Origin of the sequence: Endozoicomonas sp. ALB032, from assembly GCF_049310125.1 — a bacterium.
Classification (GTDB): domain Bacteria; phylum Pseudomonadota; class Gammaproteobacteria; order Pseudomonadales; family Endozoicomonadaceae; genus Endozoicomonas_A.
Map to the genome: position 1 here is coordinate 4,358,112 of NZ_JBLYNW010000001.1, position 26,299 is coordinate 4,384,410.

Consider the following 26,299-nt stretch of genomic DNA (forward strand, 5'->3'; position numbering starts at 1 on the left):
TCAGCCCATCCCTATCCTAGTTAAAGGTTGCGGAGTCGTCAGATTCTGTACCATTCTCTGGCTTGTCGATGGGATAAACGACGGGTTCTCACCACTGCGATTGCCTGACTGGGCGTTGAGTTCCTGAACCAGGCGCTGGTAGTTTTGGTTCAGTTCTGTGTCATTCAGGCTCGCCACCAGGGGGCGCTCACTCAGGGCTTCACCCGCATTAACGTCGTCTTTCTCACCTCCGGCCAGACTGCTCAGGTAATTCAACAACCGTTGCCCACTGCGAATGATCCTGTTCAGAAAGGTCAGGGTTCCGTTGCCTGCACTCTCAGCGGCCAATGCACCTTCTGCGCTGCTGTCACTCAGCGAGCGCCTGCCACGTGACTGTGGGGTGTCTACTTTCGCAAGCACCTCGTTCCTGCTGAGCACCCTGTTATTGACGATCAGGCGCTCAATGGTCTCGGCTTCCTCGCTGAAAAAATTTTGCACCCGAAGGCTTCGGGTGGCATTGATCGGCTTTGTGCTAGTTTCACTGTTTTTCAGCAGGCTATCATTCGGCAAGATAGTCAGGATAAGATCCCCGCCCGACTTTTTATAGTCCAATGTCCGGCAGTCATGGGTATTAATTTCGAGCTGGTCAGCCGTGCCCGTGGCGTTTGCCAGAAGCCATTGGCTGTTATCCGTGTCATCGCCAGAGAAACGGTAAGTAGCGCTTTTTTCATCGATTAAATACTGATGTCCGGGGATGGTTTGCTCTGAAAGTGAATAACCCGACTCGAGTCGTTGACCGATCATTTCCTTGTTATCCAGAATGCCGTCATCCAGTTCCAGGCTGTCTGGCCAGCCATTGGCGAAGATACGGTCAGGATCCTGCCGAGTGCCTATTCTCACCAGCGGGTCGACACCAGACACCATCATTTTTATGCCTTCAGACGACGGCAGACGTTGGTTGATGATGAGTTTATCAGCGGCATAACAGTTCAGCTTCCGAACTTTCCTGGCTGGCTTGAGGGCTTGCCTGGCCAAAACCATCTGGCCATCCCGATAGAGGGTTAGAAAACCACTGTCATTTATTGTCATGGCCAGGTGCTGACGGGAGGAGGTAAAAAATTGCCTGACTCTGCTACGAAAGACCCTGAAACCATCCGTTAGCCTGATCTCCAGTCTCCCGGATTTCAGGCTCAGGCTGATGGCATCAGAGCCGTCAGCCCCGGCAAAATGAATCAGTTTGTCGACCCCTGTTTGTCTACGGATCCAGGCCGCCAGCATAAAGCGGCCACCGGTGACCGGAGGCGGCATCAGGTGTGACAAACCGGCTGGACAAGCAGCCCGGTCACCGCTGTCAGTGGCATTGCGTTGATCCAGCGAACGCCAGCTTGCTGCCTGCAAATCCGCAAGGCTGACGCCAGTCATTCGAACACGGTTAAACGAAGAGGGAGCAAAGAATAGCTTTACTACACCATTTTCTTCTGCATTCTCCAGCTCCAGACTGACAAGATTATTGCCGGAACCGGGGTGAACACTGACACCCCTGCTTTTGAGATGGAAAATATCATTTCCCGAATCGCCGAACAGTCCGGCCTCCGGCTTGACAGCACCCGAGACGAAGAACTCGTCATCACCTGGCCCGCCATGTACCGGTGCCGTAACATTGTCAAGCTGATAAGTGTTGTCCAGCCGTTTATCAACTGTCAGCCTGGAGTGATAGTAGTCCCGAAGGTTTTTGCCGCTAAGCAGCCTGCTTCCGTTGTTGGCCGGATCAATCGTTGTCAGGCGCCAGAAATGCCATTCCAGGTTGTTGATAAAGTGCCCGGTGGCCAGGCTGCCATCCTCGCGCGCACAATGGGGAACGTGCCGTAAATCGATGCTGAAAAATATTTGTCCATCGTTGTTCACTTCCAGACGGCTATAATTTCCGGTCAGTTTCCAGTCAAGATTTTCAGGTTGTACCCCGTGCAATACCAGGGTATTCCCGTTGTCCCGGTCTATGATTCGGGTACCATTGGCCTGTGGGTAAATAACGTAAATATCCGGGCCCAGGTCGCCGGAAAGCAGGTCAGGCCCCAGGTTTGCCACCATCCGGTCAGCTTTCGGGCTGCCATAATGCCGGTTGTATCCGGTTCCCCCTATGGTGGTGGTGATTGAACTGTTGCCCTTGATGTGGGTAGAGAAAATATTGAAAGTGTCATCACCAGCGTTTCCATCGACAACGAGGCCGGTGAGGGCCGGGATTTCGAAAATATCGTCGCTGCGCGGGCCCTTGAAAATCTCAAAATTTCTGACAGTAGAATCCCATGTTTGATAGGTGACCTGAGATCCGGGTAGCCTCAACGTAAGGAACAGACGACTTTCGATGTTTGTTTCCGCAGAGCAGGGTTGCGAATCGGTTACACAGGAGAGACTCACTGGTTTTGTTTGCACAGACAGTTTGAGCCGGACAAATTCCGGGGTAAGGGCTGCCTGGCTTAAGTCCAGTGTGTCCCTGCCCGGACCACCGTTAAAATGGATATAGGGCGGCAGCTTCAGAAGAAAAAGGTAGTCATTTCCCCCCCGGCCATTAAAACTGCGCAGGGAACCTCTGGATACATAAACGTTATCTTTATCATCGCCGGAAAATCTTATGTTGCCCTTCCCGGTGTCTTCCAGGATAAAGTTTTCGACCGTTAAACCATCCTTCAGGTCGACAGTCACATCACGACGAACAGGCAAATCAAAGACCAGTGTATTGGCACCGCTACCGCCGTCCAGCAAGGTACCCTTCTGCCAGGGGGCGTCAATGATGACCCGGTCGTCTCCGTCCCCCATTCTTATTGTGTCCAGGCCACCCCCGGTGTTGAAAATATCCGTACCATTGCTGCCAAAATAGCTATCATCACCCGGAGTCCCGGCAATCTGGTTGATCCCACTGAATACCGTCTGATGATAACGCCAGCTGCCCGTTCCATTCGTATTCTGCCATCGGGTCTGAACGGTCCCTTCCGTCACATTGACGGTTATCCCATCCAGTTGATAGGTTGAACTGATGACCTTGACGCCAAGACTCCTGGAGTGTTTGTTCAGAAGCCGGGTATCATAAACAACATAACGACTTTGGTCGTGTATTAACTGATTATACCCTTCCCCGCCAGCAGTAACGTTGGTATTGCCCATGCCGACAATAAACTGGTTATTGCCTCCCATATCCTTTAAACGATCATGACCTCCCATGCCAATTAATACGTTATCCGTAGACGGGTTGCCCGTCAGCTGATCATTACCCGGGCCGCCGAAAATGATGGGGATGCCAGAGTAAGAGTCTGAAGACAAGTCAAGGTGAACCGTCGGCAAAATCACAGAACTGTGGTATGAGGGAGAGGCGCTGCATTGGTCACGAAAATAAGTATTAAATCTATAATCCAGCTCCAGCATGGTCAGGGTCTTCGCCATTAGCTGACCGTGGAACAGTTTGATCCATGGTTTCGAGCTGGCCCATTTCGCCGTATTTTGTCTATTGATTTTTTGTCTAATGACACTTGTTGGTATGGCAAATAATGCCTTGGGGCCTTGTTGTTTTCTGCCACCGTCCGCATCGGTTTTAACCAATTTTAAATCCAGTGAGTGCCATGGTCTTAAAAAGACAACACCGTGCTTCTTAATGGGGGGGATTTCACCTTCAAAAAGCACCTGCTGCTGGCCAAGCTGCAAGGTCAGTTTGCGCAGAATACCTCTACGTGGATAGCAACGGTCAGAGACGAAACCAAACTCAATCACCAGATTGGTATGACTACTTCCCTGACTGCCAATCCGGTGCAGGCCAGCGCCCAGGGTTTTTCCCTCTTTGGCAAGGCTCTTCAGCTCAGTCTTTTTACGCCATTGATCCCGGGGGAATTCACTTAAGGGTTTTTCAGGATAACGATTCAAGAATGCCAACATCTCCTCTGTGGAAAAGCTATAGTCGTCTGTTCTCTTTATGATCCGGCAAGGCTCTGTGCCTGCATTAAGATAAGTCGAGAGGGTGGTGTTCCTCAGGTTGGTCAGGGCTTCGGTCATTGACAGGGTAGAGTTTTCGCCCGCCACGTCCTCCCAGTAAAAACTTCTATTGGCATATGGCGTATCGAAACTGGATAAACCAGGAGTGTGAAAGTCAAGGGTTGTCTTCTTATGGGGTTCAAAATCGTCAAAAACCAGATTCAGGCTCTCGTCAAAGGTATTGATCGTCAAGCTGGCTAACTTGAAGAAAACGTCACCGCACACTTCACCAAAATATCCCCATTGGATAACCAACAGTGGCCATTTTCCTGTCGAAGGCTCCTGCCGTTTATGGACGTGAATTCGGTGGTTACCAAGATGGCTGCCGGGGCGCAACAGAATGGTGTCCGCGTGAGTACCCGTGAAAACCTCGTGGCTACTCTCACCCTCACCCTTGCCCTCACCCAGTACCACTGTATTAAAACCGCTGCGCAACCGGATAGCAGTGCTTCCGCCAATGGCAACCACCGTGTCATTGCCGCCCCGGACATCGACGGTATTGGTGCCATTGGTGACAATGAAAACATTATTACCGTGGTCTCCCCAGAGGCTGTCATTGCCCGGGGAACCCTGAATGATCTCCACCTGTTTCAGATATTCTTCCTGTGACCCGGACCGATACTCGCTGGTAAGGTCCAGCTTAAGACCCTTTTTCCGGCCAAGGTAAGAAACGGTGTCCGTGCCAGGACCGCCATCGACCCCGTTCTCACCATCCCCCAACAACGCCTGGTCATCGCCCGAACCCAGGGCTATCCAGTTAATCCCGTTGCCATTGCTGGCATCGACAAAATCATTCCCGTCTCCGGTATGAACCTCATTGCCACTGCCCCATAAGTAAATATTGTTGGGCTGGGCAGTCCCGATCACATTCACACCCATCGTCGACCCTACTACATTTTCGACATTGGCAATCGACCCTCCGGTATCCAGTAGCTGTATGACCGTTGCGTAAAATACAGTGGCCTGATCGGGCCTGGGCCTTTCGCTGCGCTCTCTCAGTCCAGTCCTGCTGAAATAATACAGAAGCCTGCTGGAATCCAACAGGTAAGCGCCCTGTCTCGAAATATACATATGGCCCTTTATTGAAGATCCATCACCATGCTCGGCGTCCCTGAACCTGACTTCCCCAACGTAAAAGTATTCCTGAGGGCCGTAATGATCAGAAATCCGTTCTACTTTCGTATGCTTTGCGTCATACCCCATCAGATAATATTCGGGCATTAATTTTTTATCACGCCCAGCACGTCCGTAATCAGCTCTTATCTGTGACAGGGTGGCAATGTACATTCTGTATGGGCGCACATTTTTGTCGAGCCTTGGTCTGACTGGATTCCTATAAAAACCTGATGGCGACCCACGCATGCCAAAGCGCCTTAAAAGGTATGATGAACTCCATCCTTCATCGCCATCCGGCGCATCGCGATCAATTCTATGGTCTTTAAGATATTCGGGAAAAAGGTTATCCCAGCGCCAGGTTTCCAGGTTAACCTCAAATAATGTGTCAGATTTCGTCCAATTAAGACGATCGTAATTCTTTCTCTTGTGTTCATAGAAGGCTCCAGAGTAGCTAAAATAAGGAATATTGATCTCGTTGCGTGGCAAGATCAGGGTATCATTGCCAGGTCCTCCATAAAGAATCCCCTTGCCCAAACCCGGTTCAAGCCGGTCATTTCCTTTACCACCAAACTGCCTTATATAACCAAGGTCGTCTATAAGATGATCATCACCGGGGCCACCGTACTGAACCCTGCCGTTAATAATGGTGTCTCTACCCGGACCGCCGTAGCCAACACCACCGCTATAGGGCAGATGGAGCAAATCGTTACCACTGCCCCCATGAGCCTCCCCTGACTGGCTGATCTGGATAATATCGTTGCCGCTGCCCCCTTTCGCTATGCCTTTCTCAAGCTTCAACCGGTCATGGTCTGATCCGCCGTACAGCTCCCCCTCGTCGATGATCAGGGTGTCATTGCCACCCAAACCATAAAATATCTTGTAGCCTTTCTTGCCAAGCATGTAGTCTTCCAGGTTCGTCCCCACCTTTGTGAGGCGCCGGTTGATCCTGTCGATAAAGGAAAGGCCTTTTTCGGTACCAGACAGTGATCTCGTTCGGGATACCCATAATTCCTCCAGGTCATCCTCATACATCCTCTGGTGAAGGAACGCCTCGGCATCGGCATGGTACTCAAACCTTGAAAATCCTTTTTCTTCAAAGTCCTCCGCCATGTTGTTAATGTGTTCAGCGAAGCCATCACTTTTCAACACTGCATCGAACTCCTGCCGGGCATTGTTTGGCGGCATAGATGCCGCGATAGCGGTCTGTATGATAGTGAGCAGGTAGCCGATCAGGTCGATAATAATTCCGCACTTGCCACATAAAACGTCCATAACGGCGCCCACAACATCAAGGGCAATCGAAATCGCATCCAGGGCGATCATTACTTCGTAATAAGTGACCTGTTCATCGTTGCCAGCTGCTTTTGCCTCATCTCTGGCCATTTTATTAGCGGCTATGGACGTAGCGGCAGTAGTAATGGAAAGCACATTGCCAGCTACCGGCACCAGTCTGGTCGCAAACCTTGAGGTTTTTGCAACCTTGGTGGTGTTTTCTAAAGCCTCGACAGAAGAGCCCGCTGCACGGCTTCCCCCTTTGCTCACTTGTTTGCCCACTTGCTTGCTGTTTTTACTCAGCAGCCAGTGGCTGGTCATCGCCAGACCATAAACTGAACTGCCGATCGTCAGGCCGGCCCCGGCATAGGCCAGATCCCGGGCTTCATCAGACAGTGCGTCGCCGTATTTCTGCAGGTTCCCAATGGTCTGAACAGCACCGACGAGGCCTGCTATGGATTGCCCTGCGCCGATAGCAGCTTTGGTACGTCCGTATGTTTTACTTCTCTCCAGTTTCCCGAGACCCTTGCTAAATTTCCTGAGCCACTTCTTCGACCTGCCTCCCGGCGCTGTGTCGTCCGGACTCTGGGGATCAGCACTACCGGGATTGTTCTTGTGGGTCTTGAGCTGCTCCATGAATTCCGGGTTGCCAAGCAGCTGATCTTTTACATAGCGGGTGTCGTCAGCACTGTAGCCCGAGTCGTTAAGTAAAATGACCACCCGGTCAATGATTTGCTCTGGCGTCAGTCCCTGCCGTTCCGCCAGCGCTTTCCGGAATAGATCAAGCAGCTTCCTGCGGAACTCCGGATTGTCCAGAATGTCCTCGGTGGCCACTGCGGCAAAACGCTCCTGTTGCATCAGCAGGAAGGCGTCTGCCAGCAACCCTTTGTCTCCGGCAGCCTGCCTGACAGTTTTAAAGCGATCACTGAACTCAATAGCATCCAGGTGCCCGCTGACCCGGTCCATCAGAGCCATCACCGTCTTGACCGGTCCGGAGCCGTCGCACAGCACACAGTCTGGGGCGGGCAGCCTTGTTGCCTGACCGGCTGGCAAACCCGCCTTGTCCAGTCTCTTCAGGGCCTTGCGGAAATCAGAGTCGGTCATATCAACGATGTCAGCCAGCTGGCCAAACTCGATACCGCCCCTGAGTGCGACAACGCTGTCGGCGATATTCTGGTGAATCTCCCTGGCCAGAAGACGGGCTTCGGAAGAGCCCTTGCGGTTCAGCCTGTTCGCCAGCCCGATAAAGCTGGTCAGACGGTCCACCAGTCCGGAAAGCGTCAGCTTGCCTTCCTTGACAATGAACTCACTGACCAGTGACTCTGGCGACAGGCTGTCTATGTCCTTTGGCAGCCTGATCCGCTTCTGTTGCAGGGCCAGGAATGTTTTTGCCTGATCCTCCGGTTTTTGTGCCTGGGCGGCTTGCAGCAGAGCCACTGCTGCGGCAGCGGTCAGCGGACTGGCATCACCGCCGTTGCCCACCACCAGAGTCCGTTGCCCAGGCATCAGGTAGGAGGCATCGGCGGTGATTGAGGGGTCGGTCAGCACCCGAATCGTCAGGTTGCCAGAGGTCAGTGAAAATTCCTTTTTCCCGGCCAGGTTCAGCAGCCCGTTGAGCCGCTGGTAAAACCTGGAAGAAATCTTTTCAGGCAGGGAACCCAAGGCGCTAACCTCTGCCACTAGTAACTTCCCGGCGACGGTTTCGGCCAGGCCTGCCGGGATGGCTGACTGCCGGACATATTTCAGGAAATCATCAGCAAACCGCTGCCGGTTAGCAGAGTCCATATTTTCAATAACCGCCTTGACCTGGTCGCTAACATCAATGTCCCCCAGTTCAATAAAAGCCTTATAATGACGCGCCAGCTGTGACAGATAAGCCTTTGTGACCGAAGCGTTTTCAGCTGGCTCAAGAGGCTGGCGTAACAGCTTCTTCAGAGCTCCCTGTGACTGGGATGACATAAGCGGGAAAGGATTGCCCGGGCCTGCCGGGGTTATTTTTATATAACGCCGGGCACCGTCTGCCATAACCACATGACGAAGGCTGCTGGCGATGGTTTTAATGGTCTTATCCTGTCCCGGTAAACTCTGCACAAACAGTGGCTCTCTACCTTGGGCGTCCTGCTGCTGGTTAACAGGCAACTGGAAGGGCTTTTTGACGCTCTTTCGCAGTCTTACCGCCTCTTCGAACAGGGTGCGCACATCCTCATTCATATTGGCCATCAGGCCAGTGTCAAAACTCTCCCAGCCCAGCCCCCGGGCAACATAAGTACAGGCTTTTGCCAATGAGGCGGCCATGGATGGCTCCGATACCACCCCTCTGCGCGGAAGCAACGTCAGATTTCTGATGGCATTGATATCGCTGTCAGGCAGTATGGCCGTGACCGCATCGGTCAACCCCAGGTGTATCTGGCTGGTTGGCTGCCCGTTGCTCCCCAGTACCTGTTCCATCTTCCCGTAGATAAAATGAACCACCAGCGACTTCAGGTAATCGCTGATAACGGGCCTTAGCCCGAAGTGTTTGTTAATGGCCTTTTTCCGTTGTGACAGAAGCTTTTCCGCCGCCGCCCGACTTAACCCCAGCAGTTTCGAGTCGAGCAGAGATTCCATGCCGGAACCGACACTCCAGAATGCCCGGTAATCCACGTCGACTTGCTCTGAGCCGGAGGGCAGGGTGGTGTATTGGGTGATTGAATGATCGAATGGCCGACTTAACTTTATGGCAACCGGGGAGCGTTTTTGGTTGATGGCCCTGTTGAACAGATCGCTGTCACTGATCTTACCTTCATCATCCTTTGCAAGGAGTTCCGCTGTTGCCAGAATCCTGTCGATGTTATGGATCTCTAAATACTCCAGCGCCCTAAGGTAATCAGCTTTCGTACCTTCAGCCAGTAGCAGGTTATGATAGCCTTCGACCAGTTGCCGATAGAGGCTTGTTTCAGAAGGGGTGGCAGCCAGAGTGAGTTCGTATTGCCGGGTCAGTCCCAGGGGGCGCGACTCAGCGTCAGGCACTGTCTCGCTGTTGATCCCGAACAGCTCCCGCACCTGCTGGCGCAATGCTGACAGCGACCCACCACCGCCCTCAAGGGCCTTTAACAGACCGGCACCGACCAGGCTGGTCAGGGTTTCCCGAAAAATAAACGGCTGGTTCCTGTCCTTCGTGCCCAGCAGTAACAGAGCACGGCGGTTGTTTTCTCCACTCACCTCGACACGGCTGTCCACAAACGACCAGACAGGTTTGGGGCTGATGCTCACTTCATAAGTGCTGCCATCGGGAATGCCTGCATCCCTGACGGGCTTCACAAACGCCTGAAGAAGCTCCGATAAACGGGACTCCCCCAGCCCCCGGGCAATGTATTGAATGTCATTTTGTAACTGATGTTTGCCAATACTGCCCCCGCGTTGCATCTCGCGATAAGGCTCCATATCGACCACCAGCCTGATCGACAAAAGACGGTCTGGCCAGTTATCGGGAAGCTCGACGCTAAAGACCTGCCTGCGGCCACCTTCGCTGCGGATCAGGGAGTAACCAGGGCCCTGCCCGGAAAAAGCCAGGTCATCGCGGCGACCCAGCGTGAAGATCTTTTGCCCATCGGTGGTCTGAACCCCGGCCTGGTGACGGCCCAGCCCGATATCGGGGATGAAAACCGGAGCCTTCCTGCCAGCTCCTGGCGGTATTGGCTGATTTTTTTGCAGGAGATCAAGCCATTTATTCGCCTTCAGGGCATTCATCCGCAACTCTGCGGGGTCTGTTGTTTCCAGATTCTTAAGCCGCCTGTGGAAAAAATACTCCACCAATAGCGGCTCAGCGCCGGACGGGGTTTGCTGCCCGAACAACCCAATAAGGGTGTTATCCAGTTGGCCAGCCTGCTGTTGGGACAAAGGTGACAGTATTCCCTCGATCGCAGTCCGGTAATAGTCCGGGTCAGCCGCCGCAGGGAGCCACTGAAGCTGAGTCCGCAAAGCAGCCGCAGCCTGCGGGCTAACAGGAGACTCCTGCCTTAACAGCGCCAGCAAACCGGTCAGTTCATCCCCTGCCGGAGCGGACAGGGGGCCATTCTGGCTTTCAATGGTAATAAGATGCCGGTCACCCAGCAGGGTGACCTTTTGCCGCTCGGTGCGGGTCATCAAGGCAAGGTTTTTCCGGCTGCCAGTGGTGACCGGCACATTGCTGCGGGAATCCACACCAAGGGGGAGCTGTCCGGGTTCGCCCCATTCGTTGCGCAGGGCCCGTGCCTTCGTCAGAGCCTCCTCGGCATGGCGGAACCGGGTCAACAACGCCTGTCGTTCTGTCTCTGTGAAGACGCTGCCCTGTCGGTCTTTCAGGGCATCAGTAAGCACATCCCCAAGGTGCCTGGCCAGATGATTGATATCGGCCAGAGTCTTAAGCTCGGTGTCATTGAGCATGGACACCACCACATCCACCGGGTCAGCCAGCAGCCCGGGCTGCGCGGTCACCATGCCCCGGCTGACCAGCTCACTCCAGACCACCTGTGTCAACAGTGAGCGAAGGTTGCCCTGCGAACGGTCAGCCCCGGATAACCGGTCAACCCATTGGTTGCAACGATACTGAACCCGCTCGAACAGTAAACGGGTTTCCAGATCCCCCACCAGCTGACTAAAGCCGGACAGAGGATCAGCCATGGCTTGATAGGCAATCCGGACCCGCTGGCCTGTTGTCACGGTGGTTATCCCGCCCGCTGCAGTAACTACCTGAACCGGAGCCCGGGCGGCAGCCGTGCTCTGGACAGGCAGCAGGCCGAACTGCTTCCGAAGTTGATTTTCCAGTTGCAGCAGCGTCCGGTCCCCGGTGATTTTTTTCCCCTGCAACCAGGTCATGGCGATGGCCGGTGAGCCCGCCTGGTCGGTACTGGCCAGTGCTGCCCGACATAAATCCTTCAGCACAGAGGCCACTGCCCCCAGGTAATTACTGGTGGAGTGGCGCTGCCCGTCCAGTACCGCCGGGTCAACCTGCAGCACCACAAGCCGGTGACCACTGACGTCCCCGATGCTCCTGGAACGATAAGGTATCACCCGGTCAGCAGTAGCCTGACTGTCAAGCCTGACCACCAGCCTGAGCTGGGCGGGGGGCGCCATATCGGGCAACAGCTGACTGTCCAGCTCAGTCATACTGATGGGTCTGCTAAAACGGTCAGAGAATCCCAGGGCATTGACCAGCCGCTGACCGGCGGGGGTGGCAATAAAGACCCTCAGCTCGGACAGGAGCCCCCGGGCCTGATTCGCCAGTCGCTGGCCGGGGCGGTAGTCGCCAGGAAGGATCACCGCTATCCGGTCATCGGTACCCGCCAGGGTTCTTAGCTCGGCACTGTCATCTAACAGCAGGTGATCTTCCCGGCGGGCAGCGGCCAGCTGATCCCCCAGCGATGCAACCGGGTTGAGTTTAAACAGCCGGTTGGCATCTGACGCTGCGTTGTCGAGCCTCAGGCCATAAACCGTTCGGCCATGGTCGTTTTTTTCCAGCACCGGAACCAGGGTTTCCCCGCTGCTGTCGTAAAACGCTAACAGCCGGTCGCCGGGTTGCAGACTGACGGCGCGGTATTGACCGCCATCTTTCGAAATCAGCTGGTAAACCTGGCCGCTGGCACGCTTGACCGCTACCAACGTACCCGTCTCCGTCCCGGCCTGAATGACACGCTCAAAACGGGAGCCGCCGGTATCGTGGATACTGTCATAAACCGAAGTTTCGCCCAGGGGGGTGACGGTGATATCGGTGCCTGAGCGACTGAGCACCCGTTGCCACTCCCCCTGGTATGTCAGGAACTCAACTTTGTAATAAGGTTTGCCGGTGTCACTGATATCCGCACTGTCAATGTTCAAAAAGGGGCGATCCGCCAAATCTCCCGTCAGTAACAGCCGGGTCCCACAGCCGCCAACCCCACGCCGACAACGTCCCTTGTCTGAAGCATCCGGATCCTTCAGCCCAGCCTGCACCCCGCTGTCGGACTCAACCAGCTGGTACGTCGATGTTACAAACCCGGTTGCAGCGGTTACCCGGGCTGGCGAGGTGAGTGTTTTTTTAAGTGCACCTATATAGCTGACCAGTTCCCATTGATCAGGCACCTGACGGGTCAGAACCTTCTTCAGTAATTCCACTTGTTGATGGCTAATCCCTCCCCTGAACCGCGTTCTGGCATCATCCGGGAGGTTCTGGTCAAACTCGCGCAAGGCTTTGGCAAAGGTTTCAATATCCGGGTCATCCTGATGGGCCTGAATGTAGTCAGAAACCTTGTTCAGGCTCAATGAGAGTAATTCAGGCTCCCTGGAGAACAGCCATATCATCGCCTGTTTAAAGTCTTCCTGACTGGCGGGTGACCCAATGGGGCCAAAATGATGTGCAAGGGTGTCCCGGTTGTTGCCTGCCAGAAGGCTATAAAGAGGACTGGCCCGATTCTGCGCCTCGGTTGTCGAAACCCAGTAGTAGGCAGAGTCAAAACCAACGGCGTTGCCCAGTCGCGCCAGTTGTTCAGCATCCTCTGACCAGACAGACCGAAACAGGGCGGTATCCACCGCCTCGACACTTTTGGCCAGAGCCAGGGCATAAAACTGGCCGATCATTATGTCCAGGAACCTGTGCTTCAGTAACAGGTTGTACTTCATCCCAAGCTCAATCGTGACCGCCGTATCCCGGACCCGCAGCAGGGACTCCCGCAAAAGAATCTGAGGGTTTAACCGCCAGTGGACAGGCCGACCCGCACTCAGGTCAAGTGAGTCCTGCTTCTGGAGTTGCTGGCGATGGCTTTCCGGCTTCAAGTCAGTGAAAATTTTAATAAAATGCTCGACATCATTCCGGTAACTGTTGGGTAGCAGCTGACCATCCAACATGGATTGCCGGTACAGTCTCTCGCTGTGGCGCGTATCAAGAAACGACGGGGGAAACCGGTTACTGTGTGACCCGCTCAGCAGCATCGGGTGTGGATCTGGCCTGACCGGTGGTGCCTTGGCCTGACCCGTCAGCACTGGCACCAGAGAGCCTGCCTGCAGATCGAACTGGCTTCCCCCGTAGGTCTCCAGTTTCAAGCCATGGCTTCCGTCTTTAAGCGATTCCAGACTCCTGATGCGAAACACCGAGGGTGTCCCGGACTGATCATCCTGACTGATCTGGCTGTTCACTTCGGCGAGCTGGAGGTCGGTAAGGGCAAGGGCCAGCCGCTTGCTATCAGCCTCCGGATACTGCACGCGATATTGATCAAGCGCTTCCACCACCTTGAAACGCTGCAATTCCGGTAATGAGGAAAAGTGTTCTGAAAACCACGGCCAGTCGGCTTTATCCACCCTGGACATCGCCAACTTGATAAACGCACGGGTAACTTCCTGATCACGTCCCAGCCATTGCGGTTTCAACACCAGCTTGAGATGGCCCGCAAGATTATCGGGCTCAGCTGCTTTGCGGCTAAACAGGCGCTCCACATTGCCGCTTTGACCCGGCAGGACCAGGTTCAAAAGATAATGACCATCAGCATTTCTGGAGACAGGCTGCGGTGTGCCGCCCTCTGACACCATACCAGTCCAGAGTTCCCGATATTTTTGGTCATCGGCCAGGGGCAACGAGTAGGCATCCGACAGTACCGCAGGCAACAACCCGGCTCCGTTGGCAAGGCGGTAATCCAGAGCTATCCCCAACAGGTCTTTAATCCTTTTATCCACTTGCGCATCCGCAACATCGGTTACCTGTTGGAGGTCAGCGATTATCGCTTTCAGTTCATCAGTCACCGATTTCAGGCCATCGCGGTTGATATAGTGACTGAGTTTGGTTACGGCAGTGTCGGAAAGGTAGGTATGGATACAGTCTGCCAACCTTAGCCCCGGAAACAGGGCTCTCTCCTGTGGGTTGTCCCCCGACAGTCGGAACAACAACAGGGTAAACATCGACCTTAACTGGGCAGTGGCTACCCCATCGCGGCCTGAAGCCGGGGTAACAGCCTTTACCAAACGGTTGGCGGCCCGGAAGCTGGCCATCAACCGCTCACCCCCGGGGCTTTGGCTGCCAGCAAAAAGTGCCACCACCAACGGCTTACCCAGATCCTCAAAGGGAAACTTCAGGGTGATCCCGGTGCCTGCCTCGCCGGTCGTTTCTGTCTGCCAAATTGTGGTCTGGTCAAAAGGCTGTTTTACAACAATAAAATCTGACAGGTCACCAGCATAATTATTAAAGTTTGTGGCTAAGTCATAGTGGGTGGCCGGGTGCGGCAGTTCCGAGATCACTTTACCCAGCGCGTAAAAATTTGGTTCCACCCTAAGCCTTTTCTCGTCCAGCTCATTCGGGGAAAGCGGGACTGTTATGAGTTGCAATCCCGGCTGTTTTCCGGTGAGCCATTTCATCATAATGGTCGGGCTTTCGAGCAGAGCATCAGGCTCAAGGTAGGGGACTCCGTAGGCTACGTTTTCAAAGATTAACCGGCCCAGTTTGCTCTCTTTTTTTACCGTCCCGGTGTTGGCAAGCTGTCTGTGAAAAGCTCGGACTAAATCCCAGTTTTTAACCTGGCCAGACAATGCCGAAACCGTTTTATCCAAAGCCTGAAAAGCGGCATCCAGGAAAGGCCGGTGCTGGTTCAGCTCATCGGGAGAAAGCGGGGCCGTGATTAGTTGCAACCCCGGCGGGTTTCCGGCATCAAGCCATTTCAGAGTGATCAAAGGGAAACCATTGATTTCTTTCGGGCTTTTGACCTGCAGGTTTTCTGACTTGGCAAGTTCGCGGATGCTATAGGTTTTTTCAAGGACTATCCGTCCAGATGCGGTGTCCTTTTCTACAGTCCCTGTGTCGGCAAGCTTCACCAGGGGGGCAAATCCCATTTGCTGGCGAACCATTCGTTCAATGTTTTTCGCATCAGGGAGGTCAGACTGACGGCCACCGTTTAGTTCATAGCCAGATTTAACCAGGGCAGTAAACACCGGGATCAAGCTGGAAAAACGGTTTTTTTGACTGGCTGTGGCATCGGGATTAATCACCACTTGCTTGCCAGTATGTGGTAACCAGACGACAATTTGCTGCTTTCCAGCAACAGCTTTAGGGGCATCAACGACCAGGGTCTGATATTTAAGTGTGGTTTCGACCTTGGTTCTCTTCAGGTAATCTTCGCCCAGAGGCGTTGCCAGGAAATCCTGAAGACTATCGACTAATGAAAGATACTCCGTTCCGCCATAACGAAAGTAAGCACGGCTCACTTTTACCGATATGTGCCTGTAAACCTCAAACTCAGTTATGCCATTGAACGAATCACGGTCATCATAAAACTGGTCAATAGTCCCGACCAATATCATTGTTTTCAGACCGGCAACTACGGAGGCTTTTTTCTTCGTCAGGGCCTGTTGCAGATAAGTGCATCCCTCTTTCCCGATAGCCTCACGCAGAACCAGACCCGCCCGTTCATCGGGCAGATTTCTGTGTGTATTCACCAGAGCCGAGGCAAAAGTGTCCAGGGATACTTTGGGATGCTGACGATGATAGTTCCGCACCCGTTCAAAAGCCTTTTTAAGGCTGTCCTCATCATGCTGGGCGGAAAACCAGTACAGAACCCGGGCGAAATCCCTGACCGACCCGGAAGCAAACTGCCAGTTGTGATCGGTGCGGCTGATGCCATCGACAAACTGTGTGTACAGGTCGTCTTTCTGGTTTGGCACAATAGCCAGCGCCAGTTCTGTGGTCAGGCCATAGCTACGGCCAGTGGTGATTGCTGATAATCCCCAGATTGCCCGCAACTCCGTTTGAGTCTGGCCGATAGCCGCCACGTCGGGATGGTTTAGCAGGGCTGTTGCGAGTAGCTTTCCTGCAGCGATAGCCTCACGGTTATCAAAAGTGGTGTCTTTTATTCCCACCGTCAGGGTCAGTGGATTGCTATCGAGGTAACTCTGATACAGGTACCTTTCAGGGTTGAGGGTAATGTTTATTTCCCGACACAAACGACCCAGTGACATGCCGTTCCCGGAAACTGCCTTTCCCGATTCAAGAACCGCTTTAATAAAATCTTCGTGCCCGGAAAACAAGTCCAGAAGCCTGTAGACAGTGGCAGGCAGATTGAACCTTGCCAGCTGCTGCCAGCGGGCGACAAGCAGGGCTTCGCTGTCAGTGGTCGTGGCAGGCAGCTGGTGATCCCAGCTGGTTACCCGCTGAAGGTTAAAATCCACAGACACTATTTTTTGCAACTGCGCCAGGGTGTCCCAGGATGATCCCGTTCGTCCACCGGTCATTGACCTGAGATTGGCCGTCAGCAGCAACCGGCCCAGTGTGTCCTGCCCGAATGTGTCCGTTACTGCCTGCTGATAGTCGAAGAAGGAGCGGGTTACATGCTCAAGCCTTGCCTGATCGAGTTGACCCAGCCGGTTGAGGATGGATTGCTTGATCCAGTCCCGGTAATGCCTCGAGATGATGTCAGTGGTGAGCAGGGATTGGGCTCTTCTGAAAAAGATCCCGTCAACATCCGGGTCCGCTCCCAGTAACTCTGGATTTTGAACGGACTTTATTACCGTAGTCGTGGCCGTCCCGGGAGGGGAAAAAGCCATTTTTTTAAGTGCAGGCCAGGGTTCGCGCACCTCGATTATACCAAGGTAATGGGTTTCACCCTTGCCATTGTCATAACGAGTGACGTGTTGTCTTGAGGCGCCTGTGGCACCAATATAAACAATCGTCGATTCTTTGCCTTCGCCTTGCGGTAATTCGATAGCATCTGCTTTAGAAGGGGGTAAGGGCATCCTTCCATATTTGATACGGTAATCCAGGGTGTCGATAAACAGCGATTCTAATCGGGCTTGCAGTAGTTTTTCGGGCGCTGTCCACTGCCTGCCAGTTCCTTCAGCCAGAGATCCCACTTCGGCCAGGTTATCGACCGTTGCCTGCATCAACGAAGCAAAGGCTTGCCAGCTGTAATCCCCGATGGCTGACTTAAGTTGCTCTGCATCCAGATCAGAGATAACCGTCATTAAAAAATCGGCGGTACCCAGCCTTAATAATCCCTCAAGTTGAGTGACCGGTGAGTCTTTAATACCCCCTTTATTTCTGTGAAATTTTTGGGTCGAACTGTCTAATGCCTGCTTGAATAAATGAGCGGTAAACATGGAGTTCAGCAAGTCAGAATTCAGCCCCAGTCTTTCTGAAATGACAGAGGCCTGATATTGGCTCAACTCAAAAACTTGCCTTAATAAATCACTTCTCCTTGGGACAATAAGAGTGGCAACATAGGATGTTATATCCCCAATCCCCCTGAGATCGACCCCGATATTGACCTGAACATGATAAGATAATGGCTTTCCTTTTAGCTCGGCGGGCAATGAGACTTCAGGATTCATCTTTCGATTAGTGCCTAACCGGTATTTTTCTAAATCATCAGTGGGATTATTGCCCAGTAGCTTGTCATTATACTTTTGAGTGATGTCGTCTACGGTATAACCACTCTCAGGTAAATTGGCTAAAATATCGGCCAAGGTTTTGGTGGCACGAAATACAACAGAGGATGCATCCATGTAATCCGAGAGAGGTTTGGGTCCGGTAATGATTTCAATGATAGAGCGACCTTCACTCTCTTCGCTGGATACAACCAGATCAGGGTAGACAGGGTTCAAAAGCTTGCTGGAGACATATTCAGTAAACGCAAGCGGTTGTCTCGATTCAAGAGCTACGGTTGTGCCATCAAACTCTATTTCAAGACCGATTCGTCCATTTTTCTTGTCTCTAGGGATCTTTGGATCTTTTGCATCCCTTTGTAATGTCGCAATGTCGTCAATGCCAATTTCATGCAGAATGTTTTTTCGAAGGGTTTCAGAATTGCTGTCGATACCTTCCAACCGATTTGCGGCACCAATATAGCGGGCTACCAGGCTTGATAAAATGTGATATTGTTCAACCCGCATTTTGCCTTCGGTGACATACTGGCTCGGATCAATTTTCAGGACACAACCGGCATTACCAACCAGAACCGGTTCCGGCTGAGTTGTAGCCAATGAACCGGGAGGCGTGATGACCAGTAATAGTCGGACAGAGTCAGGTATTTTGACCCGCTCGAAGCCTCTGCCGACAGAACCATCAATAACCCCCTGATTCACCAGAGTCTTGAGGTTGCCAAAGCTCTGGCTCCGTGTTTTCTTGAGTGTTTTGGAAAAATTCTCGTATTTGAAGGTTCTTTTGAATATTCGAAGCGTTCTGATAATTGCATCCTGTACTGAATGCATCTCATTGGAAGGCGCATCGTTTTTCAGAATATCCCTGATATATTGGGCAGAGAACAAGATTGCGATTTGCGGCTGCGAGCCTTGGTCGCCATAGAAAGCCAGTGGAAGTTCTCTGAGGATTCCGGGACTGCCCGCTTTGATTTCCTGACCATGGAAGTAAGAAGACGTTCTGTCAGTGTCCGGACCTGTGTCTGGAGGGTTTTGCATAAAACCCATATCTGACAATAACCTGCTCTTGTCTTCAGCGGACAAACCGGAGCTGGAAATTCGTGCTTTCAACATCCGGTAATCCGTGTTCTGCAACTCCAGCGCAGAACGCAGCCGCGAACCCTGCATCTGTTGCCAGTAATCTGTGTAGATATTTACCAGTCCTTGCACAAACGCATCGACAGAGCTCTCCGGCTTGATTTTGAGGAAGTTAATAACGGCTCTGACCGAACGGGCAAGACGTTCTTCCCTGAACAATACCGCCAATGCCCTATGGCAATCATCCACAGTGCCACGGGCAAACTTAAGATCATGGTCATCGCTGTTAGCGACCAGCACCTGATAAACGGGATCACTGTCGGCGGGCAGTCGCCGCAGTTTCAAACCGTTGGTAAAACCGTAACGGCCAGCAGGAGAGCGAGAATCATCCGTTTCCCAAATTTCCATAGCCCTGGTGATCACAGAATCGGGTGCCTGCTCTGCTTGCAGTTGCAAGAGCAGAGCCAGTCCATAGGATTGAGTCATTATCCGGGCGAGGGGAAGGTCAGACGATTCTGGTCGTTTACTCGACAGTCCGACCTGGATGATAGCAGGCTGATTTTTTTGCCACCGCCGGATAATCACCTGACTGTCCGAGATCAAAAGGTAGGGTTCCAGCCGGATATCAACGGGTGGCGTGATCGTCTGCAAACCATTCTCTGTCTGCCATTTATGCCAGGTTAGAAGGCTATCGATAAATTTATTCGGTTTGTTGAAATGGCGAAGCACAGCGTCCAGCTCTTTTGGCAATCCATTCAGTTGTGCCAGCTCACGCAGCTGGTAGCGATAAACATTATGATCAATTGCCGAGAGGAAAAATGGCGAACGCACTCCCAGAAAAATCTTCGAGGAAGAATGGTAATCTTCGTTGTAAGGCAGGAAAGGGTCCAGGTAAACCAGGCGTTCGCGGTTTTCTGACAGCGGGATCCTGAAACTGCGGCTGTCTTCGGGAAGCCGGTTGGACAACTCAGCAATAAGAAGCTTCTGCTGGCGATTCGGTTTGTCACCGTTTTCCAGAGACTTCACTACGCTGTCCACCAGCCGCAACAACAGCTTTCGCATCAGGCTCTGGGCAGCCCTGTGCTCGGTGTCGAAGTTATCGATTTCATTGGCCAGTGTGATCACATCAGCCAGCGGCAGTCGGGCCATTTTTTCATCGAGCCGCTGTTCTGCCAGGGAGGGTGAGCGATGGGAATAGGCAGACTCAATGGTCTTGATCAGCGTCTGGGCATTACGCTGCTCCAGCGGACCTGAGGACTGAAGCATAAACAGGATATCGCGCAGATTATCCGGAAAAACTGCGCTGTTAATCTCTGGCACGCTCACCAGAACATAAGTTTCGCCCGAAAGGTTGGTGACAACGGGCAGGTATTTGCCGTGTTTGTTGCCAGCAAAAGTCTCTCTATCAGGCAGAGACACAGGATCAGTGAAACTGACCGTACCATCCTGTTGGCGCATCAGCCTTTTTTTAACCCCAAGCGAAAGGGTGCTTTGGAACGACTTTCTCTGTTCACGTCTTTTCCAGGCGTTCAGTCTCGGCACTTTTTGTTCCGCCCGTTTGTCGGCCAGAAAGTCACCCGATAACTCTCTCAGAGCCTTGACGTACTGCCTGGCCAATTCGGAAAAGTCATTTCGTTCCTTGTGGGCATACAGGGCAAACAGGTCATCTTTTCCCAATACCGAAACCAGCAGATCAGGGCTGGAGACCCGGAACGGATCTATGTCATGGCCAGCGGGTGTGACAATGTCCTGCAAAGACCCAAGCAGCAGGCGGGTAAACAGTGCTGCCATGGCTTCGGATGGTGGGCTTGCGACTTGCCGGGCCAGCTGATATCCCGCTTGTTGGGTCCGGAAAAAATTCTCCTGCGCAAAAGGATTACCATAGGCCAGCATGCCAACCCCCGAAAACGGGTCACCGATTGAGTCTGCACGGACAAAGGCGCTCAGGTGCAGCTCTCTTGGTGCCCCTGCCTGCGCAAAAGGCAGTTCGACATCGGCAGCCGGTAATGGCATCAACCGGTAAGGGGAAAAGTTATCACGGGTGACTTGTTGCAGCCGAAGGTTGTAATCCTCAATCAGGCGGGAGAGTGGCTGTCCTCCATTGTTTTGTGGCTGTCCTCGATTGTTTTGTGGCTGTCCTCGATTGTTTTGTGGCTGTCCTCGATTGTTTTGTGGCTGTCCTCGATTGTTTTGTGGCTGTTCTCGATTGTTTTCGATAATCGTAGTAAGCAGTAGGTCTCTGGCCTGGTTGAAGTGACGGTCATTCTTGCCCAGATAGGCATAATCCCTGCCGGGGGGCAACGCGGGCAAATTCCGGAGTTTTTTCACCAGCCCTTCTGCAACCCGGAGCTGACGGGTTATTAACTGGCCCTGTTTATCCTTCTCGAGCACCAGTTTGACCCGAGGGTCTGACTGTGACCACAGCACATCACCCTCAGCAGGTAGAGCGCCGGTCCATTTGCGCCCAAGATCATCCACCGCCACCAGAGCGTTGCGGACGGTGATGCGTTCTGTCCTGATTTCAGCAATCAGTTGCCTGGCGAATTGTTCCACAGGGTAATGTTCCCCGCTGGCATCAGCGCCACAACCCACCAGACTGACAGTCTTGACAGACCGCCTGCCGGTTATGCGCCCAAGCACTTCGGCCAGTTCCCTGGCTGTCTTTCCGCCCAGAAGAAACTTGCTGAAACCGGTCTTTTTGTCCTGAACCTTAGTACCATGACCAACAACAATAATACGTGTGTCGTCTGTAAGAAAACTGGCTTGCAATATCCCGGGTTCAATAGCACCACCTGTCTTCGAATCAATCAGGGTGCCATCAGACTTCAGTCGTATAAGCTGGCTGAAATCAGGCCGGTATTTATCGCCCAGGTATAAGCTGGCACTGGCTTCATTAATGCTGTTACCCAGCTGGAGAATGATCTGGTTTATATAACGGCTGTCTTGCCCAGCAATCAGGGTATAACGCTGGGTTTTATCAGCACCGGCAACCCAGCTACTGGACCTTTCACCCGTATAAAAACTCACTAAATCAATCCTTGCCAGTGGGTTAATTTGCGTGAAATAGGAATTTGATTTGTGATCCAAATGTTTATCTTCTGCAAGAAAATAAGCGAGATGCTTCCTGATGACTTTAGCCATCAAACTCGGCCCGGATAGCTGCAACGTGGATACAGACCCAAAAAGTATTCCATCGCTTCGATAGTTAACTAAAAAATCGGTAGCTTTATCACTGATTCCCAATTGATCTGCAATGGATTGTCTCAGTTGCTCGCTATCGGAATCAGCAAATTTTACCGGGTCGTCTATATTCAGACGCTCAACCAACTGCTGACGCCTTATCATTTCTTGCTTAACTGCCTTGAGAACTTCACTGTCTGGCGGCGCAACAATAAAGTTATTATTGGGATGGATTTTATCTCCAAATTCCAACGTTATTTCCATCGAACCGGGAATAGCCTTGATTGAGTCTGGAAAAATAAAAAGAGGCTCTTTGTTATGATTAACGATGGCTTCTCTAACCTGCTTAAAAAAAACCGGGTATTTTTCCTTTAGTTTTCTACATTCTTCCTGTATTTCTGTCTCAACCATTCTGTCAAAAAACAGTTGTTCCTCCCCTGGCTCCCCCAAATATTCCATAATCATATAGTTAATCACATAACCCTGTCTTTCTGACGATGAAATCTCATCCGGGAATTCAATGTGTTTAAACAGTTTCTCATTGAAAGGAGGCAGTGTGTCGACATCCAAATAGACACCTCCCTTTTTCTCAGTAAGAATACCCACTCTTGCCAAATCAGCTGCTGCCGCTAAAACCCCCCTCAGCCCACCTTCTTTCTCGTACCATTTTTTCAGGCTGGCTTCTTTGCCTGACTGCCAGAGTTGATTGATATCTGCCAGCGTGAATCCCCCGGATCCGGCGTTGCCCCGGAGCCCGGTTAGCTCTTTGGCGAGATCCGTGAATTCATTCAGAGTTTGCCTTTGAATTTGTTCTAATTCTCCTTGATCCATACCCAAGTGCCTGACTAAAAATGTCTTGGCCATGTCGTCAAAGGTTTTACCCTGGGCGATGCCTTCTTTTATAGTGCTGTAGGCGTGGTCTTGTAGATGATACAAGCGTGTCAAAAAATCATCTCTGGCTTGTTCATGTTTCAATAATTCAGGTATTTTCTCAGCCGCAACAGTCTTACGTATTTCCCGGCTAAGCACAGGCGCCAGAAACGCTTGTGGATCGTACCAGAGCGTTTGCGACCAGGAGGGAACCATCTTGGCCCAAACCTTGAGATAGGTTTTAACCCCTTCTTTGAGACGACCAATCCAGATAAAGTTAAGCTGTTTAGGAACCTCCACCAAAGCATCCAGCAGGTACTGGTTTATTGCCGCAGCCAGATGGGAGGCTGCTGGTTCCCCACTCAGAATTTTGGGCAGGTTGTTCTGCATGCGATAGACAAGCATGTATTTTTCAAGAGCACTTCCTGCTGGGCGAAGTCGGTCAAATTGTACGATTTTATTCTCCAGCGATTCCAAATCATTCGATTCGAGAACCCTCAGCAAACCCGGCTTCAAACGGCGCTTGAACATCGCCAGAGTCGGCACTACATCATCAGGATTGACGGGACTCAGCAACCCGCTCTCCTGTGATAACACAGAGGACAGCTTCCGGAGTCCAATGGCACCTTCAGCCAATGTTTCTTTTTCAGACCAGCGTTCGACGGTAATTTCACCGTCACTCTTACGAAGCGCTTTCAGCATGTCAGAGTTGTCGGCCAGTGACCAGGTGACCGAATCTGTGTCAGAGACCAGGCCAACCCACAGGCGCCCCCAGATATCGACTCTCAAAAGACCGTCACGGGCAGTCACTGCCGAGGCTTTTGTGGCTCTCAGGGTTTCTTTCAGGTAGTCGCTTACAAGCCCGTTGTCGTCAATGCCTGAGCCAACCAGGTTAATGGTTTTAACCGCCGTATTGCCGGTCAATTCATTGATTTTTTTTGCCAGTTCTGAGGCGGTTTGGCCGCTCAGGGTAAATTTCCCGCTCCCGGAGTCACCCAGACCTACTGCATGAATTTCGCTTTCACTGTCCAGAAATTTGCCAATATCGACCTTGTTAACCTTTGCGCCCGTCTCTCCATCTGACCAATCATCGTTATCAATCACCAGCCAACGGACTGAACGATAACTGCCTTCTGCCGGTTGAAGATTGTTGTATTTGCGAAACAGATAACGGCAGGCCCTGGCAATGGGGCTATCATCGCCAGACTCCATCTGGATAACCCATTGCTGGCGGTATTGACTTCTGCTCTTTGGATCGGTGTTGGTATTGATTGCGAGATCGATTTTGTGGTCCCAGACAGCCAGTGATTCGCTGGAAACCATGTAGTGTTCTCTGGCAGACAATCGAAGAACATCCAGCGAATCTCTATGGCTGCCAGTCCATCCCATTTCACTATTGCTTGTTACCAGTGCTTCATCACCACTCAGTATTGGATAGCTTTGTGCAAAATTTGATATAGCCCCGAGTCGATAAAAGGCCAAAAACGGGGAACCTGTCTTTTTTGTGCTGATAAACGTTTTTTTATCCTGGGTCGTTTTCCAATCTGTCACGCCGGACAACTGATACTGATCAATCGTCTGATAAGCGGATAAAAGACTGTTTTGGACCATCTGCATGGTCGGGCTGCCCTTTAATGCCGCAAAGAAGACACTGGGGACTTGTTTCGATGGCAGGTAGATCTCACTGGGAATGACTTTAACTTCTCCCAGGGGCTCAAATAGTTGCGAGGAATCAGAACTCGCCAGAAGCTGCTCAATATCGCTTTTCAACCTGGGGTATTTTTCAGCGAACCAGGCGAGATCGTCTGAAATCTTCTGTTCTATGGCAGGATCCTGATCATCAGGAAGGAATTCCCTGCCGAACTTTTGAATGACAAGCTGAATTTGTACTCTGTTCACCCTGTTCCGATCTGTTCTGCTAACGTCTGAATAATCAATATCCTTGAAAAGATTCTCGTTAATGGCAGGCGGAAGGGACGTATCAGAATAAACGCCACCGAGAGCGCCAATCACTCTGGTTTTCGCCAGTGCACAGGCTGCAGACAGATGGCCGCGCAATCCCAGTTCCCTGCGATAGTAATTTTTAGCCTTCTCTCCGTCTTTTCCATAAGCAGGGGTCCAGACCTTATTAATATCCCCATAGGAAAACTTCACCCCGGGATAAGAAGACTCTATCTTCTTTTTGAATCGCCGGTAGGCTTTCATCATTTGGGCTTTTTTCGCATCAATAGTCGATGATTTATGGTTGAGGTGGCCTACCAGAAAATTCTTCACCGCCAGATCAAATCCCCGGCCCTGCTTCATATCTGACTCTATGGATTTCCAGGCCTGATCTTGCAACTTCAGGAATGCTTTTATTAAATCCGATTCAAAATTAGCCGGATCACCGGCGCCAGATTCACTGGTTAATTGACTGGTCACTGCTTTTTTGAGGGCTTCAGAAAGCAGACTGGTGAGCATTGCGTGTTGGTCATACCAGAGGGTTATCTGCAAACCAGAGTTTGCATTGGCTGCAATCCATAACCGGATACGGTTCAGCTCCCCGACGGTTGGGCCAATGCTGACAAAATGCAGTTTTTCAGGGACTGGCTTAATGGTGGCATCCAACCAGCGATGGAAGTTTGTCGCCAGTTTCATAAGTTTTTTGGCGGTTTCCATTTCGATCAGGGGATTCCCGACCAGGTCGGTAAGTTTTTCGTAAACTCCCGTCACTGAAGCAAAGGTTGATGGAGAACTCTCACGACGATAGCCATCAAGCTCAGTAAAAGCCTTCAGCAGATTTTCAAAACGTGTGTTTAAGTCTGCGTTCACAGAACGTTGATAGTGTAATAACGGTGCAAACTCCTTACGGAACGTCTCAGAGTCAGGAATCAGTTTATTCATTAATTCAAAGTCTGAACCTGCAACAGGCTCAGTATCGGAACGGCGAACCCTTTGCCCTGCCGCCGGTCTGGTAAGTGCGGGATAGCGGCGCCACAGGGAAGGAGACAGAAGACCGTCATCGGCGGTCATTGTGCCAACGGCAGCCAGTTGCAGACGATAGCTGCCATTCCCGTAAGGCTCTGCTGTCAGTTCCAGATGACGCCCCAGGGAGCCATATCCGGTCACGGCCAGAGGTACGGATTTCCTACTGTCTTTCGCTGTCGTTTGATTAAACCTTACCTGTATGGGCAGGGTCTCTTTGAGCATCAACTGACGGGGGTTTACTACCGGTAACGGCAGTCTGTCCTGTCCGGGGTTGCCCTGTCCAGAGTAGTGTCGAGGCAAACCAAGTTCAGTACGAATCCGGTTTTTGGCCGCATTGGTATCTTCTTCTGGCGCCAGCCCGAGCGCCAGTCGCAATGCTTCTCCCAGCTGGTAAAAGAACGAAAGATGGCCTGCAAGCCACCCGGAACCGTAGGGTAAATCCCCCTCATCCGGATCAAAAGGGATCAGTGTGAAG

1 protein-coding gene (running past one end of the window) is annotated in these 26,299 nt (G+C 52.0%); it reads right to left on the bottom strand.

All coding sequences use genetic code 11. The annotated features are described in order from the left end of the window. A protein-coding gene (locus ACO6VG_RS16350) for a TcdA/TcdB catalytic glycosyltransferase domain-containing protein (RefSeq protein WP_422474753.1) crosses the window boundary here: on the bottom strand, positions 1 to 26,299 show its 3' portion. Its footprint extends 2,378 nt past the window's final position; 26,299 of the gene's 28,677 nt are visible here — the last part of the coding sequence; the start codon falls outside the window, past its right edge; its stop codon occupies positions 1 to 3.